Source organism: Thalassovita mediterranea (genome assembly GCF_001458435.1).
In the GTDB taxonomy this organism is placed as follows: domain Bacteria; phylum Pseudomonadota; class Alphaproteobacteria; order Rhodobacterales; family Rhodobacteraceae; genus Thalassobius; species Thalassobius mediterraneus.
In genome coordinates this window covers 631,476-649,694 of the sequence record NZ_CYSF01000006.1, presented here as the reverse complement: position 1 = coordinate 649,694, position 18,219 = coordinate 631,476, and the positions used below count along the sequence as shown (strand labels likewise).

At 51.8% G+C, this 18,219-nt stretch carries 16 protein-coding genes and 1 pseudogene; 8 read left to right on the top strand and 9 right to left on the bottom strand.

Going from position 1 to position 18,219, the window contains the following annotated elements; genetic code table 11:
• Window positions 1-10 precede the first annotated feature (10 nt).
• From TM5383_RS07040 to TM5383_RS07010, 7 genes are all read left to right on the top strand, one after another.
• The gene (locus tag TM5383_RS07040) at window positions 11-478 is read left to right on the top strand and encodes a YbjQ family protein (RefSeq protein WP_231725059.1); all 468 of its coding nucleotides are present in this window, start codon (window positions 11-13) and stop codon (window positions 476-478) included.
• Window positions 475-1,464 (top strand): cell envelope integrity protein TolA, encoded by a 990-nt coding sequence (gene tolA / locus TM5383_RS16850; protein WP_058318295.1) that lies wholly within the window; start codon window positions 475-477, stop codon window positions 1,462-1,464. Before TM5383_RS07040 ends, tolA begins: the two co-directional genes overlap by 4 nt.
• A gap of 204 nt (window positions 1,465-1,668) precedes the next feature.
• Complete coding sequence (locus TM5383_RS07030) at window positions 1,669-3,909, top strand: hypothetical protein (protein WP_058318294.1); 2,241 nt, start codon at window positions 1,669-1,671, stop codon at window positions 3,907-3,909.
• 141 nt (window positions 3,910-4,050) lie between these two features.
• Complete coding sequence (locus tag TM5383_RS07025; RefSeq protein WP_143570189.1) at window positions 4,051-5,529, top strand: hypothetical protein; 1,479 nt, start codon at window positions 4,051-4,053, stop codon at window positions 5,527-5,529.
• Entirely contained in the window at window positions 5,529-6,362 is an 834-nt protein-coding gene (locus TM5383_RS07020; RefSeq protein ID WP_058318292.1) for a hypothetical protein, read from the top strand. Before TM5383_RS07025 ends, TM5383_RS07020 begins: the two co-directional genes overlap by 1 nt.
• 1 nt (window position 6,363) lies before the next feature.
• Window positions 6,364-7,500 carry a hypothetical protein gene (locus TM5383_RS07015; RefSeq protein WP_058318291.1) on the top strand — a complete coding sequence of 379 codons (1,137 nt, stop codon included), beginning with the start codon at window positions 6,364-6,366 and terminating at the stop codon, window positions 7,498-7,500.
• Window positions 7,500-9,305, top strand: coding sequence for a GmrSD restriction endonuclease domain-containing protein (locus tag TM5383_RS07010; RefSeq protein ID WP_082645414.1), 1,806 nt, complete (start codon window positions 7,500-7,502; stop codon window positions 9,303-9,305). Before TM5383_RS07015 ends, TM5383_RS07010 begins: the two co-directional genes overlap by 1 nt.
• Before the next feature lie 325 nt (window positions 9,306-9,630).
• Here the strand turns inward: TM5383_RS07010 and TM5383_RS07005 are convergent, their stop codons facing one another.
• Window positions 9,631-10,185: a recombinase family protein gene (locus TM5383_RS07005; RefSeq protein WP_231725058.1), complete on the bottom strand. Its 555-nt coding sequence runs from the start codon at window positions 10,183-10,185 to the stop codon at window positions 9,631-9,633.
• 216 nt (window positions 10,186-10,401) lie between these two features.
• Between TM5383_RS07005 and TM5383_RS16710 the strand changes: the two genes are divergently transcribed.
• On the top strand, window positions 10,402-10,674 hold the full coding sequence (locus tag TM5383_RS16710) for a hypothetical protein (RefSeq protein WP_143570190.1): 273 nt from the start codon (window positions 10,402-10,404) through the stop codon (window positions 10,672-10,674).
• A 361-nt stretch (window positions 10,675-11,035) separates the two neighbouring features.
• On the opposite strand, the gene TM5383_RS07000 is transcribed toward TM5383_RS16710, so the two are convergent.
• The 8 genes and pseudogenes from TM5383_RS07000 to cbiM form a co-directional block, all read right to left on the bottom strand.
• Window positions 11,036-12,349, bottom strand: a complete 1,314-nt coding sequence (locus TM5383_RS07000; RefSeq protein WP_076399920.1) for a hypothetical protein — start codon at window positions 12,347-12,349, stop codon at window positions 11,036-11,038.
• A 57-nt stretch (window positions 12,350-12,406) separates the two neighbouring features.
• The gene (locus TM5383_RS06995; RefSeq protein ID WP_082645413.1) at window positions 12,407-13,645 is read right to left on the bottom strand and encodes a DUF6538 domain-containing protein; all 1,239 of its coding nucleotides are present in this window, start codon (window positions 13,643-13,645) and stop codon (window positions 12,407-12,409) included.
• Between the two features lie 1,098 nt (window positions 13,646-14,743).
• Window positions 14,744-15,376 carry an ATP-binding protein gene (locus TM5383_RS06990; RefSeq protein ID WP_197407372.1) on the bottom strand — a complete coding sequence of 211 codons (633 nt, stop codon included), beginning with the start codon at window positions 15,374-15,376 and terminating at the stop codon, window positions 14,744-14,746.
• A 19-nt stretch (window positions 15,377-15,395) separates the two neighbouring features.
• Window positions 15,396-15,485, bottom strand: a pseudogene (locus tag TM5383_RS17170) (helix-turn-helix domain-containing protein); the annotation flags it as partial.
• 100 nt (window positions 15,486-15,585) lie between these two features.
• The gene (locus TM5383_RS06985; protein ID WP_058318286.1) at window positions 15,586-16,236 is read right to left on the bottom strand and encodes an energy-coupling factor ABC transporter ATP-binding protein; all 651 of its coding nucleotides are present in this window, start codon (window positions 16,234-16,236) and stop codon (window positions 15,586-15,588) included.
• A complete protein-coding gene (gene cbiQ / locus TM5383_RS06980) occupies window positions 16,223-17,011 on the bottom strand; it encodes a cobalt ECF transporter T component CbiQ (protein WP_058318285.1) in 789 nt (262 codons plus the stop codon). Before cbiQ ends, TM5383_RS06985 begins: the two co-directional genes overlap by 14 nt.
• Window positions 17,008-17,589 (bottom strand): NikL family nickel/cobalt ECF transporter subunit, encoded by a 582-nt coding sequence (locus TM5383_RS06975; protein ID WP_058318284.1) that lies wholly within the window; start codon window positions 17,587-17,589, stop codon window positions 17,008-17,010. The genes cbiQ and TM5383_RS06975 overlap by 4 nt, the downstream gene beginning before the upstream one ends.
• Complete coding sequence (gene cbiM / locus TM5383_RS06970) at window positions 17,586-18,206, bottom strand: cobalt transporter CbiM (RefSeq protein ID WP_058318283.1); 621 nt, start codon at window positions 18,204-18,206, stop codon at window positions 17,586-17,588. The genes TM5383_RS06975 and cbiM overlap by 4 nt, the downstream gene beginning before the upstream one ends.
• Between the last annotated feature and the right edge of the window lie 13 nt (window positions 18,207-18,219).

Below are 18,219 nucleotides of genomic sequence, written 5' to 3'. Positions count from 1 at the left end.
TGGAAAGAAATTGACCTTCCTTAACAAAGGCGGAGATGGCCTTTGCATGGATTGCGCGTGGCGTCTTGAGGAAGAGTTAAGGCGAGCCAAATCGGCCACTGAAAAGGAAGAACAACAAAATGCCGTGCGCGCGTTCAATGAGCAGGTTGAGGCGATTATCCTTACCACCGAAACCTATCCTGAGGGCCTCAAGATCACCAAGCGGATAGAAGTAGTAACGGCTGAATGTGCTTTCGGTATGAATATCTTCAAAGACCTTTTTGCTGGTGTCAGGGATATCGTTGGTGGGCGCTCAGAGGCGGTCCAGAAGACGCTTAGGGATAGTAGGCGCACCGCCCTCTACGAACTTAAGAAGGAAGCCTACGAGGTCGGCGCTAACGCTGTGGTGGGTGTCGATTTGGATTATGTGGAATTAAGTGCCGCTGGGAATATGATATTGCTGGTGGCCAGTGGAACTGCTGTGAGAATTGAGGAATGATCAAACTTGTCACAGCCTTGTCGGTTGGATTGTTCTTAAGCGTTACCGAAGTAACCGCTCAGGAGCTCGGTAGTGGTGTTTTTGGAGGTATTGCGAGAGAAAGCGCCAAGTCTGCCGAGGAGTTTCTTGAAGCGGTCCCTGAGCGATTTTCCGACTTAGTTGGGTCAGACATCAAAGTTGGGTCAGACATCAAAGAATATGACACTGAGCGAGCATGTTTGAGTGAACTACAATTGTTCATCAATGCTGCGGTAGTGGTTTCAGACTTGATGCCATTTTCTAGTGTCTGGACGGAAGAAATTGCTGGGGCTGCTACCACGACATTCAGGCTTATGGTTGATGGTGAAAAGGTACATGCGCGTATTTCATGCCAAGAACGAGTGATGGTAACCAAATTGTTGGATTGGGATGCACCTACCCCAGCAACAGAGCCATATCAGCCGGGACCGTTAGCTGCTAGCTTGGGCATTCTGCTCTCGATGCAACAACGCGGTGATTTTGCCGACTCGGGAGAGGATGCTCAAGAGAGTAACCGGGTGACTGACCAAGACACCGAAGCCAAGCCAGAAAGTGAACGCAGTCATAATTTCCCGTCAGTTTCAGCAGAAGACGATGTGAATCAAGCTCTTGAGAAAGCATTAGGTTCAGGATCCACAGTTTCTGCGCCACTCACGGCTGGTGAAAAAATTGCTTTGCGCGCATCAGTTCAGCACTGCTGGAACGTGGGTTCGATGAGTGCTGAGGCACTTCGGACGACCGTGACCGTTGGTTTCCAACTAGACGAAGATGCAAGGCCGGTTGCCAGTTCGATTGAACTATTAAAATCATCCGGTGGTAATGGTGCGGCGGCAAGGCAGGCCTACGAAGCGGCACGTAGAGCGATTATCCGTTGTGGCGCGAATGGGTATAATTTGCCGAAAGAAAAGTACGAACACTGGCGTGAAATTACATTGACCTTCAATCCACAGCGCATGCGGATAAAGTAGTTTTTGTCCCGAGTTCAGGACCAGCTATTAGGCCCTAGACCGACCAGATGACATAATCTGGAGGGACCCAAACGGGTTAAGTAGATACCTCGCGCATGAAACTGTAGACTGCCTGTTGGAGAAACTCGGGCTGCACCACAGATTTGCAACGATCTCACCGAAATCCTAGGCTGCTTCTACGCATGCTGATTTCTGAGGTGTCTGATGCCCCCGATTACTTTGGTCCAAGAGGACTGGAAGCGTTTTATGACGCCAGAGGGCCTGTCTGAAAAGGCGGGTGTGCCGAAGCACCACTTCAGAAAAATGATCATCAAGGAATTGATCGACAATGCTTGTGACGTCGGCGGTGGGCGCTTGCGGTTGGTCGACAGTGACCTGCTTGAGTTCTACGACGATGGTCCGGGCATTCCCCTTGAGGCGCTGTCGATAAAAAGGGCACTGATATCATCAAAACACTGGAGGCTAGGCGAGCGTGGGGCGCTGGGCAATGGTCTCAGGGCCGTGATGGGGGCGCTATACTGTTTGGGCGGACACCTTGTCGTTCATGCCAAGGGTAAAGCTACCAAGGTATTTGTGGGAAATGACGGGGAAACCGTTTACGTCGATCAAGGTGAAACCACAGACACAAAGGTGCGAGTATATTGTGATGAAATCGGAAACACGCCGGATCTACTGAGCTTCAAGTTAACGGAGCAAATGGCGGGGCCAGTGGTAAAGTCCAGCAAGGCGATACCTGAGTGGTTTGACGATGAGGCTATTCTGGACATTCAGAGAAGTGCGGAAGGTTTAACTGTCAGTGAGATCGTTGGACAATTCCGCACTGGCTATCAGCCCTGCAAACCTCATGAGCTTTTCACAGGTGTTAACGCGGTCGAACTGCTTGCCAAGATGCAAAAGCATACCCTTGAGCGGACGCCGAAAGTTCGTGAGGTTGGCGCTGGTTTAATGCCCGGTTGGGAATATGCCCAGTTAAGAGGAGAGCGCGAGAATATCCCTTACGTGGTTGAGGCGTGGGTCAAAGCGACACCTAAGGGCAGCGGGAGCATAAGTGTTGAAACGCTGGTTACTAACAGGGCAGTCAGCCTCACTGGCGTTAATGCGAATGTAGAAAAGAAGGGGCGCGTGAACTTTGTAACGCAGAACTACAGATTTCACCTAGGCGGATCAGATCGTGACAAATTTACGCTAAGTCAGAACGTTGACTATCGCGTGATACTTTCGATCAGCAGTCCATATTTCCCGATTGTGAGCTCCGGCAAAGCTATCGACATGGAAGAGTTCGTTTATGACCTGATACGCGTATTCGTGACAGCTGGGAAAAAGGCCAAGACTGCTCTCAGCAAGAGAAAGCCGAAAGAGAAGCGGATTACGATTAAAGATGCTGTCGAGCAGCTCCTGCCTGATGCCTACGAAAAAGTGTCCGAGGGTGGACGATATTGGGCCAACGCGCGCCAGTTAATGTATGCCATGCGGCCTGACATCCTGCGTCTGTGCAAGATTGACAAATTTGATGACGCTACCGTGACGCAAAAATACCTCCCGATATTCCAACGACCGGAATGGAAAATTGCGTATGATAACCGTGGCGCGCTGGAGGAACCACATACTGGCCAGACTGTAGGGCTCGGGACAGTTGAGATTGAGAACTACAGGGGCAGAACAGCGAATATCGGGTTTGATAGGGCTGCGCGGCCTTCGATGGTTTTCGGCAACATGCCTGCGGAGGGGAGGTTCAACAAGCTGCTATTCGTTGAAAAAGAGGGTTTCAATCAGCTTATTCGGGAGTCTGGGATTCTAGAGCGGTACGACATGGCTATGGCTTCTTCGAAAGGGTTGCCCGTTGTCGCCGCGCGGGCTTTGATTGATCATCTGGCCGGGACTGTTGATGGGTTCCAGCTGTACGTTCTGGCTGATTTCGATGTTAATGGGTGTGTTCTAGCTGACAGCCTAGTCACCGACCGAGACCGTTATCAATTCGCTAATGAAGTGAATACTACGAAGCTGGGTGTGACATGGGATCAAGCGCAGGAGCTACATCGGCAAATGAAATCCGAGCCTGTCGAGTTAGAAAAATACAACACACGAGTATCTTATGCCGAGACTTTGGCAGGTTATGGAATAGAGAAAACAGCGATAGATTTCCTTCTGGGGAGGCACTGGGACGAGTTCAATGAACAGCCGATGCGCGTGGAACTAAACGCCTTCACCTCACGCGAATTGCTGGACATTATTGAAGAAGGTGTAAGTGGGCCAAAGGTTGTTCCAAAGGACCTGCAGGATTTGTATGCAGAAGCTAGTGTGAGGAAGCGAGTTGCAGAATACGAACGTAAATTAAGAGCAGAACCTTCGCCCAGAGCGCCGTATGGTTTAAGGGACACAATTGCTGAGATGCTTTCTGAAGACCCCGACCTTTCTTGGGATGAAGCACTCGCCAAGTTGGTTTAATGGGGAAAATAGCGTAGGGATGATCTTGAATATTTTTTCCAAACTCCCGAACCTACCGGGAATATGGTGCTGGTAGGAAGTGATGCTACTGTAAGGATTGAAGAATGAACCTAGCCAAAAAGTTTGTCGATAGAATTGGGAATGGATAAATCGATGTTGAAGCCGATAAGCGATTTGTTTCGGTCTGATGAGTTCCTTCCGAGCTCGGCCGTGTTTCCCGATATCGACAAGGACCGTTTAGTCAAAGACCTTGACCTTAAAAAGGAAGCCGCCTCCAGAGGGGCAGCGAACCAGCCCGAGACTTCGGCCGAAACACTCGATCATATGGAGTTGAAGGCTGTTTCCCGGGTTGAGGATCTACGACGTCGGGGGTTGGAGAACTACGAAACAAATCGCCGCGTATATGCTGAACGGTTAAACAAGGCCGTCTCAGCCCGAATGCTTGTGGAGACCGAAGCCAACGATTCCAAGGCAAAATTCGCAGAGGAAGTGACAAAATGGAAATCCATGATGGTCACACCTCGTGAACGGGTTCAGGAGACTTATCGCTGGCGCAATCGATTCAGAGAAATAAACAAGTTGGAGCGGCCCGCTAAAGAAGCGGGCAGCCTAATCGCCCTGTTTGGTCTGGCATTTTTGATGGTCATTCTGGAGTCGGCCGGAAACGCTTATCTGTTCGCGCAGAAGAACACTCTAGGTCTGCTTGGTGGCCTGATGGCAGCATTCTTAGTTTCTCTTGGTAATGTTGCTCTCTCAACCATTTTCGGTATGGCAAGCCGGTACATCAATTGCCGTGGCTTTGTGAATTTTTTCAAAAAGTTGGTGGGCTTAGGATTCTTTCTGACCTGGCTGGGGTTTGCATTAGTCTACAACCTTGGAGTCGCCCACTTCAGGGATGCAGTTGAGCGAAATGGTGAATGGCGTGAAGCGGGAACGACCGCGATTCAGACAATCCAATCAAGCCCTTTCGGTCTCTATACCATGGAGTCCTACGTTTTATTCCTCCTGGGCCTCTTCATTTCAATCATTTCTTTTTTGAAGGGATATAACCACTCGGACCCATATCCTGGCTACTCCAAGGTCGCGGCTGATGTCGTGGATGCCAGAGAAGAGTATGTAAATTACTTGGAAGACTCAATCGAGACGCTGGCAGAGCATCGCGATGACGCAGTCAACGGACTTCGTGCTGCTAATGACGAAGTTCATCGCAACATCAACGACTCTGTGGATGCCCTTTATGGCCAGAAGGCCCTTCAATCAAATTTGAATCCGTTCTTGGAGCAGTGCAACATCGCGGCTAATTATATCCTCGCTGTCTATCGCGATTCAAACAAAGCCGCCCGTACCGACAATCCGCCAGCATACTTTAACACCTCGTACACCTTCGAACCTTTTAAAGTTCCTGATGAAGAAATTGAACGTCGCCAGGAAGCAGAGGAGCAGGCCAAAGAGGTTAGTGAGTTGGTGAACACATCGATCCAGGAGATCTTTGAGGTTTTTCATGAAGCCGTAAAGGCGCACTACGAAATCGACGAATTGGAAGGAACCCACATAGACCGCGCTGCGCGTTTTGGAACAAACGGGAAACCCGAGACCATCAACAAGAAGGAGACTGATTGATGGCAAAACGCCGTACCCGTCGCAAGCCTTCGCGTCGTTCTGGCGGACGCGGCAGGCAGTCCAACAACAATGTGCTGTGGATTATCACCATCATAGGCTGTCTGGGACTGGTCGTGGGAGTGGCGGTTGTCGCACAGAATTTAATTGCGAAGGGCAAAATTGATGAAGTCACCTTATGTCATTCGGGTGGTCCACAAAATGTCACGTCCGTCCTGTTGGACCTGACGGACCCCCTGAGTGCAACCCAGCAAGCGCGTCTCAAGACAATTATCGCAAATGAAGTGTCCGGCTCTTCTGTGGACACTATGATTGCGCTGGGGATCGTTAGTGAAGACCCTTCACGCTGGGGTGCGATGTTTGCCAAATGTAAGCCGGCATCTGGACAAGATGCCAACGGTCTCTACGAAAACCCGGCAATTATCGCGGCACGTTACGACCGTGAATTCACGGCGCCCATTCAGTCTACATTGCAAGCTATGTTGACCGGCGCTTCTGAAAACCAGTCTCCGATTATGGAAGCTCTCCAGTCATTGGTTTCTACAACACCGAGTTTCACTCAAGCCAGAGGCCACCGTAAGATCATCATTGTGTCTGATATGCTGCAACACAGCGATAATCTGAGTTTTTATCGTGGTCAGGGATGGGATTACTTTGTCGAGAAAAATGGGGAGAGGCGTATGGCTGGTAACTTGGCCGGCGTCACCATAGAAATCTTGCGTATCCCTCGTTCAGGAAGAACGCCATCCAACGAGATCACCGAAGGCTTCTGGACCCGCTATTTTGACAAACAGGGAAGCCGGCCTCCATCTGTCAGCTCTCTGGGAGATCTGTAACATGGCCATTCGAGACAAAAAGATGCATGCCGTCAGCCCTCGGGAGAATCTAGACAGGGCTGCCTTTATTATTGCTTTCGGCGTTGGGATCGTTGGCGGGATCATACTGAAACTCGCTGGGGCCCATCCATTTCTTGCAGCAGGTTTCTCTGCAATTGTCTTAGTTTCCTATGCGCTTGTCGCATGGGCTGGAGGCCGGGTTCAGATTGAGCCGGAGGCTATTGGGGACAACTGCTATTACTTGGGATTTTTATTCACATTGGCAAGCCTTTCCTTCACCCTTTATCAAATGGCTGACCCATCAAAGACAGGTGGGAAACCGGTAGATATACCGGAAGTGATTTCCGGTTTCGGTGTGGCGTTGTCATCTACAATTTTTGGAGTGTTTTTGCGCGTCCTGATGATGCAGATGCGCCCGGATTTCGTCGCCAAGGACAGAGCTGTTCGCTCTGATCTCAATAAGTCCTACGGTGCTTTCCGCAAGAACCTCTCAGGAGTGCTGTCGCAGATGAAGGCATTCTCCACGGAATCAATTCAATATGCAGCCGAACGCGACAAGCGCCTTCGCGAATCGACAGAGAGCTTCGTGGAAGACCATCAGGCAGCCCTTCAAGCTGCGGCGGATCAGCTTTCCAAGAATATAGAGACAGCCTTTACTGAGGTGTCTAAAAAGGCGATTGGCGAAATCACGGCGTCAATGGTGGAATCCAACAAAGAGTCTCAGAAGGCAATTCAGGAATTGGTAGCCGACATTAAGGCCCTCAAAAACCTCCTTAACGAACAGGAAACTGAGTCCTATGAGGAGCTGGCGGCACGCCGAAAACAGCTCAACGCCGAATTGGCCTCCGCAGAGACCCAGGTCAAAAATCACACCGAAGCTATGTTGGAACACATCAAGGTCACCAGGCGATCTGCGGATGCCATGTCGAAACGGATGGGCCCGGCGCTTGACGCACTAAAAGAACGTTTGGATGCGCTTCCAAGCTTCTCTACCGATGGACTTCCAGCGGATGCGCCCTTTGAGGCTGGCGTTGCCCCGCCTTTGGATACCCTAGAAAGCCTCCAGTCGGTTATAGATAAGCCGTTAACTGTCAAACGTCCTTCTGGTCCGTGGAACAATACAAAGTCTGAGACCTAATGTCTGACGTTCAACACTCTGATCGGAATTATCGCCGTGGCGCCATTATGGGGCTGACCATTGCTGAGGCTTTCATTCTGATTGCCTTTGCACTTCTGCTATTGTTTGCATTTTGGCAATGGGAAGTGGAGAAGCAAAACACGCCAGAAGTAGTGGCTTTCAAAGAGCTGACATATGAGCAGAGGCAGACCGTACTAGTGTCGGCGCAAGATGGCTCCATCGAAGCATTCATTCATTTGAAGGAGCAGGGGGTCGATTTCGCAACTCCGGCTTCTGTTGAGAACCCAAAAGATAAGTGGCGTTTTGTAGATCAGGATGAGGTTCTACGTCTTATAGATGCGGCCCAGAAGCTTCCCGAAGACATGCAGCGTGATTTGGCGGACATGGTCGAGGCTGATAAGGCCAAAGACATGCTGAGTGAGATGGCGATCCTGGAGGACCTTGTCGATGCAGGGAAGTCTGTGGAGGAGCTGATCGCGTCAAGTCAGGTATCCGAACTTATCGATAAGAGTGGGAAGTCTGTCGAGGAACTCTTGCAGACGGCACAGATAATCGAATCTCTGGAAAACTCCGGCAAATCGATGGATGACATTCTGGCGGCTTCTGACGCAATCGATGCGGTAAATGAAGCCGGTCATGACCTAAATGAGATTTTGAAGACAGCCCAAATCCTTGAGTCATTGGCGGCTAGCGGTAAATCCGTTGAAGAATTGATCGCGACCGCTGCTGCTCTTGAAGATCTAGAGAAAGCTGGTCAGAGCTTAGAGGGAATCTCTGAAAAGATTAGAGACGCCGAGGCGCAGGAGGCCGCTTTGGTCGGCACCCTACGATCTGAGCTCGGCGGCATCGTCTCTAGTATGGGGGGGCACATCGATGATACCGGCGCCATTATCCTGCCGGACGGCGTTCTGTTCCAGCAGGGTAGCGCTACGATCAGACCTAGTCTCAAACAATTCTTGGCCCAAGCGTGTCAGCCGTGGCTGTCAACATTGAAGCAGTCAGGCGTCGACATTTCTGAAGTGAAGATTGAAGGCCACGCGTCATCAGAGTGGCGGTCCGGATCGTCACCGCGCGCGGCATATCTGGGAAATCTTAACTTGAGCCAACTGAGGTCTCAGGCGGTATTGAGATCGTGCCTTTATTACGTGAAGGACCCCGATCTGCTGGATTGGTCACGCAAACACCTGATCGCGGTCGGGTACTCATCAGTGCGCCCCGTCTTGGCAAATGGGGAAGAGGATCGTGCAGCATCCCGCAGAGTTGTGTTCAGCGCGACACCCAACCGGCAGTCTCTTCTGGAAGAGATCGAGGCGGAAGCCAAGATAGCCCGCTATGACAGATCTCTATTCGGCGGATGGGCAGATTTTGATAACGACTGCCAAAACACCCGACAAGAGCTTCTGCAAGAGCTGTCTACAGGCGCGACAATTTTGGCTCGCAACAACTGCACCGTTGTTCGAGGTAAGTGGTATGATCCTTACACTGGAAAGACCTTTACGGATGCTCGCGAGGTTGACGTTGATCACTTGGTGCCGCTGAAATGGGCCTGGGATCGGGGCGCTCATTCTTGGACCGCTGAAAAACGAGAGGCTTTTGCAAACGATAAGGCCAACCTAATGGTTGTTGACCGAGGGGCAAACCGCGAGAAAGGGGCTAATGGACCACTGAACTGGCTACCCCCACTTCCTAGCTACCAATGCCAGTATGTGACGCGTTTTCGGCGAGTAGTATCAACCTACAAAATCATATTGTTACATGAGGAGGAGGGCAATTTTAACAGGTTACAAGAAAATGTATGCAAGTAATGGAAAGCACGAACTATAATCGGACCTTACTTCGCTATGAATAACAGCCGATAGAACTGGAGCTGGACCCATATTTTTTAGTGCAGCTTCACCTTACGCAAGTTGCTGAAATTTATCTGGAAAGGCGTCATGGGGAAAATAGCGCGGCGATCATCTAGATGAATATCTTCACAAATTCCCCCAAGTGAAGGGACGAAGGATTCGCCCTGCAACGAAAAACGTTCTTTTGGATTCCCAGATGAAAACAGCCGGCTACAAAGTTGTATCCTCAGAATTCTAGGGGTCCCAACCTAAGCTTGCCTCTAAGCCGGTATGTCAGTAGGGTTTACCCATTTAGGATGCGGTGGACACTCATGCGGCTGATACCCATCTCTTCTGCGATCTTGTAGGTGCTGAGACCATCATCGCGAAGCTGCTGAACCTTGTCGCGGTTAATCCTGCGCTTACCACCTTTGAATTTACCCTGCGCCTTTGCCTTTGCGATGCCCTCTGCCTGCCTGCGCCTGATGATATTACGCTCAAATTCAGCAAAAGCCCCCATCATCTGAAGCTGTAGCTTGGCAAAGGCATCATCTGCATCTGCGCTGAAGGTCAGATGCTCAGTCTTGAAGGTAATCTCTACACCCTTGTCGTTCAGAGTGCTGATAATGTCCTGAAGGTCGCGCAAGTCACGGGCAAGCCGGTCGATTGAATAGACAACCACGCTATCGCCTTCGCGGGCATAGTCGATCATTGCTTGAAGTGCTGGGCGGTCCTTGGCGGACTTGCCTGAGAGCTTTTCCTCAAACACCTTATCCAGTTCACCCAAGTCTTGGCGATCAAGGTTCTGACCTTCTGAACTGACGCGACGATATCCGATAGTAGCCATAACATTCTCCATTGGTAACATCTGACACTAGACTACAATGATTCGGTAACAACAGGAAGTAAAATGAGTCATATGTTACCCCAAAACCGGTAACACGGTAACAGCGTCACTAGGCTACACCCTGATGTGACGCCTCAGTATCGATGATCTATACGATTGAAACTTTCTGGCTTAAGCCGTATTTTTCCCCGCAATCATTCAAGGCATTTAGAAGGCTGCAAAATCTCAATGAAATTACTCGTTTTATCACTGATTACTTACTTATCAATTTCAACTTCAGCTTTTGCTGCCGAGATCGATGATGAAGAATCCAGAGAGATTATAATTTTAGGGGAGGTGATAGGCTCTCGTGCCTTTTTAAAGCCAAACGCGGGGTTCGAGCTTGTTATTCGCTATGATCAAAAGCTTTATTATTGTTCAGTGGGGCTAGATAGAACGTTTTCTGGTGACCAAATGATTAGGGCACAAACTTGTTTTGATGAAACAAACAATATTGACTAATTACTTGATGAGATAGGTGCCAATCAAACCTACGACCAATTGATTAACAGTCAACTGTTCTGCTTGTGAGGTGGTCGAAGTCGCACGTCTGGAAAGTGTGCGTTCGGAACAAGAGAGAGCGACCCCTATCAAACCACCCATGCTGCTACAGATGCCCCGATAGGAATTTCAGCCTAGAGAGCTATCCCTGATTGGTTCTCAACCTCTTGGTCCTAATCCTGAATAACTGAACCAGATGACAGTCAGAGTTATCTTTCGAATACTCATGTAAGATAATTATTATGAGTATATTACTATGAGGGATTAATACCTAGGGGGGGGGACCATTAGGGGGTATAGCAAGCCTTTTCTCTAAAAGACCTTATTTATATGGATTGAAACAGCCTTCCACCACCTCTTCATCGACTGCATCTCCAGCCAAATACTCAATGGTGAAAGCTGGTTTGGTGGGCGTCCAGCCGTTCTCCTGACAGTAGCTTAAAAACGTATCCTGAAGAGCCAACCCAACATCCTTGGCGACATCCCTCTGACAGATCAGACAGTCGTGCAGAATAAAGATTGGCTGCTGTAGCGTCTCGACCACCCGCATCATGATCTCGGTCTCATGCACGGCTAGGTTCTCGCTGTAGAACTCTCTCGGTGCTCCCCTTTTCCAGAGGGCATCCAAGCATTCGTAAGCTGGGATTATAGCACGGCGGATTTCGGTCAGCCTGTCTTGGTCAATACCAGCATCTTTGATCATCTTGGTTGGTTGGGTTTGATGGGTCGTACCACCGCCAATAGCTGAGAGGATAACAGCCTTGATCTCTTTCCTAGTGATGCCATCCAGATCAGGTATTTGATACGGGTCAGCGAACTTGTCTTGGAATGGCGACTTACCAGATATCGCAAATAGCAACGTGAGATACATCCCGCTGACATCTACCTCGGCAACAGGCTGGTCATCTATCGTGCAATGCAACCGATACTGCGGCTTCATCGATGTCCAAGGCCCATAGAACCTGCCACCTTTGGTCAAAGCCTCATCGCTGAATGATCTCTGAGCCGTCCACATCTTTAGATCACCATACGTTAGTGGTGATGACTTCCAGAGAGACCATAAAGCCTTGGTGCGGTTATCAACCACGCTGTCGACAGTCTTTTTGTTACTGTCCTTTACTTTGGTGGCATAGATCAGGCTGTCGTTAGATTGGAACTCAAGCCCTCTAGCTTTAGCTGGGACTTCATCCGCGATAAGATACCCATGTGCATTCCCTGTGCCGTTATAGACATCCCTCTCAGCCTGTATCGTGTGAGTAATCCATCCGTGTTCGATCATCGCCTCTCTGAGCTGCTTAGCCACCTTGTAGCCCACCTTAGAGCGTATCCGCCAATAGGCTTCATTGTGCGGCCAGCCTATCAATAAACTACCACCCTTAAGGTCTATTCGATCCTGTAGGCGCTGGGCCTGTAACAGGAAGCTAGACAGCAACACTCGCAATTTTGCGTTAGTTGAGGGCCTATCCTTTAGACATCCCAGACCCTCTAACAGCTGATCAACCTTGGCTTCCGTGGCATCTGTTGCTGGTTCTACTACCGGTGACAGAATCTGTTTGAATACAGGGTGAGTATAAAACGGATCGGGGTTTTCGTTGTTGCTCTTGGTTTTCGAACTGGTCAGCTGGGCGCGGTTCATCTGAATAGTTTGCTCCAAAGGGATGTGAAAAAATTGAATTTATCTACTGGAAATCTCTCAGGTCCAATCAACCTTGCACAGTGCGTCATTGAGGACTGCAAACGGTAACTTACCCCCTGCGTAAAGCCCATAGGTCATTGTTTTGAACTCATGGCCCAGTAACCGAGCGGCCACATTTTCGGGGATGCCTGCTGCTTCCAGTTGGGAGGCCACACCCTTTCTTAGTGAATGAAATACGTGGTCGGAGCCATAGCCCAGTTTGGTTTTGAGTCGCCCAAAGCGTTTGCCGATAGCATTCGATCTGTCGTCGTATTTATTGAAGGTGAGGCCTGAAAGGAGAAAGCCATCTGTGCTATTTTCACTAAGGTTCGCCACAAGGTCACTGATGTGAGGGTGTATCGGTATGATCCGCCAACCAGCTTCGGTCTTGGCATCTTCAATATGCAGCCGATCAGAAGCTACATTCGTGAGTGGAAGTGAGCATAACTCTTCAATTCTGGCTCCAGTATAAGCCCCGAGCTGAATTAGCTGTGAGAGGTCCTGTGAGCCGCCCTGAGCGCCACTTAAGAGGTTCCGGTAGTCCTGCAAGTCAAAGCCCTTCCGTGCCTCTGAATGCGCCTTTTTCCCTGACTTACTGTTTGACTTAGGGACCACGTTTTCAAAGGGCGCTGGGCAGTCGAGTTTGTGGCGTCTTTGCAGGAACGTCCAGTAACCGCGACAGGCAGAAACAATACGTCGGCAGGTGGCGTAGCTCAGGTTGCTTTGATCTATCAAATCCATCTCGACCCATTCAATCACTGCACGGTTGGTAGCGTCGTGGGCATATCTAAAGTTTTTGGCAAAACGTGTGACGTCTGTCCGCTTCATATCTATTGTTTTCTGTTCGTTCTCCAGTGTTGCGACCCAAGCTTCGATATGGTCCGTGAGCACAATCCACTCGCCAAACGTGATCTTGTGAACATCGTATAGATCAGGGTCTTCATGTCGGGACAGGATGGAGAGGTCTAACGACATATTACGGATTTCCTCGTCGGTCATACCTTGTTGACGCGACTCTTCTGCCAAAACGCGCCATTCAGCCACTCGGGAATTTAGACTAGCATCCCCTAGCCTTGCAGACTCTATCCAAGCCTTCCATTCAGCAATTACTGGCATCACCCGCCTTTCAGCAGTCGACAAGCTTTCAGTCTGAAGGCTTTGTTTGAAGCGACTTTTGCCAAAGGTGGTTCGTAGTTGCTTAGGGATTTCCAGCACGGCGTACCATCGCCTACGTCGTTTAGTTAGATACTTAGGCATGTTGTGACCCGTAAAAGTGCAGACTACCACCCACGGTTACCACCCACGTTTGGGCGATGTAAGCTATATTTTGCAGTTTATTTAAGAGAATTTGCCAAACGGGTTCGCTTCCCTTCGTCTCCGCCATCACCATACTATGGCGGTTTTTCATTTAGAAACAATATGTTGTGCGGGTGTGATTTTCCCGATCACCACACGTTATCACCACACGTTTTTCTGTGTGCGGCACCTTTTGGGCGCTCAGTACCCGATGTCTAGTTAGATCTTTCAGTTCTTGCGCAGAGAGCGGATCCTGCAAACTGCAAAGTGCTTCCGCCCGTCGTGGCTGAAACGGCCCAAATCTGCCGTTTGTTGTGTTTGGGGTTGCTGCAGCGCGGTTTCCGCAAAGCGAACTCCATGGAATGCAGGTAATGCTCTTCGCTGCACTTGCAGCGGGAGAGGATGATTTGACGCCGCAAAAGGTTGCAAGCCTATCGAGATCTCAGGTCAAAACAGCCCAGAAATTTGGCAAGGGTTGGATGACCGAAGTGCTGAAGTCCCACGTCACTATGCGAATTGGACCGGCAGGAAAACGACATTTGACCGAGCAAAGGGCGAGGCTTCGTTTTGAGCAGTCACATGTCAAAAATCGAGCCGCGCCAACTGAGCACTGGGTGGCTGAACATGAAAGACGGTATTCCAATGGGAAAGTAGTGCGGGTTCGGGCACACAAGCGAGGACAGCCAGCAAGTGGGGATCTGCCCGCTCGTGTAGTGGGGCCGAGAAGGGAAAGCGGTGCTTCCAAAAATCGTGGATGAAGGGCCGCCAAATCGTGCGATCTAGTAGGGGCTGCCCGAAGCTGCCGGTTACGATGATCACGCCAGATGACTGCTTTCAGTCCGATTTGGACCTTCATTCTACGGATGCATACTTTGGCGCCATCTGCAGTACGGGCGGGAAGTAGACCTTCGCCGCATCTTGCCGGAACGTCAGAGACGCGCAAGAAGCGGACTTTGCAAAGTCAAAACGGCCCAACCCGGATATTGTGAAGGTACCATCTAAAGGCAACTAAATAGGCTGGAGCCCGCAGTTAGTGAGATCGGCGCCAGAGATTGAAGGTCAGCCATCAACACCGCCCCAAAGTTCGACGAGGTTTTCATCACTGCTGTCCGGTGCTTGCTCTTTCGGCAGCTTGTCAACTTGCATGAGCATCGGAATGTCAAAACTGGTTCCAGTTACAACGCAAGCACCTTGGGGAAGCGTCGGTATCTGCCCTCGAGAAAGGCTGTCCAACGTCGATATGGTGTTTTCCAAAAGCGCAAGATCTCTGTCATTCACAAGGCGATGAATGAAATAGTTATGCAGTTGCGAGACGACAGTCGGGGAGATGTCCGCTGGTCTTTGGCTGGCAAGCGTAAGGAAAACACCAAATTTCCGACCTTCTTTGATGATCTCTCCGAACAGTTCTAAGCGATAGTCTTTCCAGCTTTCCGCTTCGCGATTTGATTGCTGTGAAAGTATGTTGTGCGCCTCATCGACGATCAGATGGAGAGTAGTCGAAGGTGGGCTTGTCACGACGCTTCTATGCCGCTCGTAAAAATGCTTTGCGATGAGAATAGGTAAAGTTTTCTTCACGTCTTGCTTGCATTCCCGCAGAGAAATAACAGTTACGAGTGGATCTTCATCATCACCAAGCTCTCCAACGGAGATGATACGCGAAAATTCCTCTTTCAGAGCGTCAATGCGGCGCAAGAGCGGTTGTGCGCGCCGCCTAACCAGCTTCTACCTGTGGAGCATTCAGTATCCGATAGACCGACGCCCGACCGATCCCCAGCCGTCGTGCGATCTCTGTGGGGGATAAACGCCTTGGGCCGAATTTAGATCAAGATTGTTTTTTGTCGCATTTCGTTCGATCAGGGGTTGTTTGCGCGCCTCTTTGAGGGGCCTACTCGCTTGGCGGATCACAGCCGCGTCAGCACGCCCTTTACCAGCTGATAGCCTTCTGGCGCGATCTTGGCGCGAAACTCGGGGTCGTGGCTGACCAGTAGGATGGATTGGTCCAGACCTTGCAGGATGTCGATCAGGCGGGCGTAGTTTTCGGGGTCGAGCGCATTTGTCGGCTCATCCAAAATCAGTACTTCGGGTTCCATCGCCAGCACGGCGGCGAGGGAGATTAGGCGCTTTTCGCCGCCTGACAGTTTGTGCGTCACCCGATCGCGCAGGCGCATCAGGCCGATTTGGGTTAGTACACGGTCCACAATCTCCAACGCCTCGGCCTTGGATTTACCTAGGTTCAGTGGGCCAAAGGCGATGTCTTCGGCGACGGTAGGGCAGAACAGTTGATCGTCGGCGTCTTGAAACACCAGCCCGATACGGCGGCGCACTTCGTGGAAATCCCCTTCAACCCGGCAGGGTTTGCCAAAGGCGGTCATCTGGCCGCTGGTGGGGGGCAGCAGGCCCATTATGATCTTCAGCAAGGTGGACTTGCCGGCGCCATTGGGGCCGACGATGGACAGGCGTTCACCCGCATTCAGTTGCATCGATGCGCCCGAAAGCACTGGATCATGACCGGGGTAGGCGAAGTGGATATCGTTTAGCTCAAGCAGCGCCATGGGTGACCTCGATCAGCACCAGCGCCACGAGGGCAAGGGCGAACAGCACGGCAAAGCTGATGTCGCTGCGGCGCAGGCGGAATTCTTCCAGCAGGATGATACGGCCGGAAAAGCCCCGGCATTTCATCGCCGCCAGAATGCGTTCAGACCGTTCCATCGCGCGCACCAGCATCATGCCGACCAGATAGCCGAAGCTGCGGTAGGTGTGCCAGTTGGTTCCGGGGCGGAAGCCGCGCAGTTTCATCGAGGTGCGCAGGCGCATGTATTCTTCGCGCAGGACATCGATGTAGCGGATGGTGAACATGATCAGATGCACCAGACGTTCCGGCGTTTTCAGCGCGTGCAGGGCGTGGCCCAGCGTCACCGGTTCCATCGTGCCGGTCAGGGTCAGCACCATCAGGATGACGGCATTGGCGGTCAAGCCGATTTCGACTGCGCGCCACAGGCCTTCCCAGCTGGCCTCCACCCCCCAAAGGGTGAAGATCGGCGTGCCGGGCATGGTGAAGGGCAGCAGAACCAGCATAAAGATGATGAAACTGTCCATCATCGCCATGCGTTTCAGGGTTTTGCGGGCGGGCAGGCCGGAAACGGTCAGCAGCGTCATCGACAGCAACAGCGCCAGCGTTAGCGCGCCGAGGTGGCTGAGGGCCACGGTTACAATCGCAAAGAGGGCTGTGAGAACAATGCGCAGGCGCGGATCAAGCGACGTCACCTTGGGGCCAAGGGCGCTGAGCCCGTGGTTGGTGACGTGATCCGGGGTCAGCACATGGGTCATTTCTGCTCTCCGATCTGGCGGCGGGCCGCGATGTAGAAGCCGAACCCGAACAGGCCGACGATATAGCCGATCCCGCCAAGGATCGACTGCAGATTCGTTTCGTTTTTCAGCGCGGTGATTTCCTGACGCAACGGGCGCAGTTCACGGCGCAACATTTTGGCTATCTCGGCCTCTGCATCTTGCGACAGGCCGGTGGCGGAGGTGTCTGCTGTGGGCGCGACAGTCGGCGTGGCTTCGGCAGCGACGCCCATGATGTCGGCCACTTCGTCAGCGGGCATGGTCATCTCGGCCACATGGCCTGCGCCCAGATCACCGCGAAAGATGTGGGTGACGGGTGTGGTCGGGGTGTAGATGAAGAAACCGTCCGCATCAGTGCGGGCCTCGCCCAGTTTTTCGCCAGCCTCATTGAAAACGTCGATTTGCAGGTCCACGGCCATATCGCCGTTGGAGAAGCCCACTTCGCCCTCGATCGCGTCACCAGAGGGGAAGACGGAGGAGATAACCTTGTGCGCCAGCGCGGGCAGCGGGGCCATCAGCGCGGTGGCGAGGGTTAGGATTAAAACTCGGGTGCGGATCATGACAGACCTCCCGCAGGGGTATTGATAAACAATTCTGGCTTCACGCGGCGGGCCAGCATGACGGCGGCGCCAGTCAGCAATGCCTCGATCACCATGACGGGGATATGCGCGAAGAAGACCAGTTTGGCCGCCAGCAAGAACTCATCGCCGGTCAGGGCCAGCGACAGGGCGACGGCCAGCGTGGTTGCGGCAATCGCCAGACCGCCGCCAATGCCGCCCCAGATCGCGCCCTGCATCGGGCTGCCGCGTGCCACCATTGGGCGGAAGGCAAGGCCAACCAGAACCGCAGGCAAGGCGATGTTCACTGCATTGACGCCCAGCACCGTCAGGCCACCGAAGCCGAAGAAAACGGCCTGCAACAACAGGCCGACAAAGAGCGCAGGGAAGGCGGCCCAGCCCAGCACCAGACCGGCCAGACCGTTCAGGATCAGGTGAACCGAACTGGGGCCGATGGGCACGTGGATCAGCGAGGCCACAAAGAAGCTGGCCGAAAGAACACCCGCCGCCGGAATACGTTCCAGCGGCAGGTTGCGCAGGCCCATTGCAATACCGCCGACGGCAGCTACCGCGCCGCCGATCACAACCGGGTTTGACAATGCTCCGTCTACGATATGCATCGGGTCTGCTTCC

Bases quoted from the DNA above. Each gene is read 5' to 3' on its own strand.
- TM5383_RS07030 (WP_058318294.1), top strand. From the start codon at position 1,669: ATGCCCCCGATTACTTTGGTCCAAGAGGACTGGAAGCGTTTTATGACG.
- TM5383_RS07005 (WP_231725058.1), bottom strand. From the start codon at position 10,185: ATGGAGAATGTTATGGCTACTATCGGATATCGTCGCGTCAGTTCAGAA.
- tolA (WP_058318295.1), top strand. From the start codon at position 475: ATGATCAAACTTGTCACAGCCTTGTCGGTTGGATTGTTCTTAAGCGTT.
- TM5383_RS06985 (WP_058318286.1), bottom strand. From the start codon at position 16,236: ATGGCGCTGCTTGAGCTAAACGATATCCACTTCGCCTACCCCGGTCAT.
- TM5383_RS07000 (WP_076399920.1), bottom strand. From the start codon at position 12,349: ATGAACCGCGCCCAGCTGACCAGTTCGAAAACCAAGAGCAACAACGAA.
- TM5383_RS07010 (WP_082645414.1), top strand. From the start codon at position 7,500: ATGTCTGACGTTCAACACTCTGATCGGAATTATCGCCGTGGCGCCATT.
- TM5383_RS07020 (WP_058318292.1), top strand. From the start codon at position 5,529: ATGGCAAAACGCCGTACCCGTCGCAAGCCTTCGCGTCGTTCTGGCGGA.
- TM5383_RS07015 (WP_058318291.1), top strand. From the start codon at position 6,364: ATGGCCATTCGAGACAAAAAGATGCATGCCGTCAGCCCTCGGGAGAAT.
- TM5383_RS16710 (WP_143570190.1), top strand. From the start codon at position 10,402: ATGAAATTACTCGTTTTATCACTGATTACTTACTTATCAATTTCAACT.
- cbiQ (WP_058318285.1), bottom strand. From the start codon at position 17,011: ATGACCCATGTGCTGACCCCGGATCACGTCACCAACCACGGGCTCAGC.
- TM5383_RS06995 (WP_082645413.1), bottom strand. From the start codon at position 13,645: ATGCCTAAGTATCTAACTAAACGACGTAGGCGATGGTACGCCGTGCTG.
- cbiM (WP_058318283.1), bottom strand. From the start codon at position 18,206: ATGCATATCGTAGACGGAGCATTGTCAAACCCGGTTGTGATCGGCGGC.
- TM5383_RS06975 (WP_058318284.1), bottom strand. From the start codon at position 17,589: ATGATCCGCACCCGAGTTTTAATCCTAACCCTCGCCACCGCGCTGATG.
- TM5383_RS07025 (WP_143570189.1), top strand. From the start codon at position 4,051: ATGGATAAATCGATGTTGAAGCCGATAAGCGATTTGTTTCGGTCTGAT.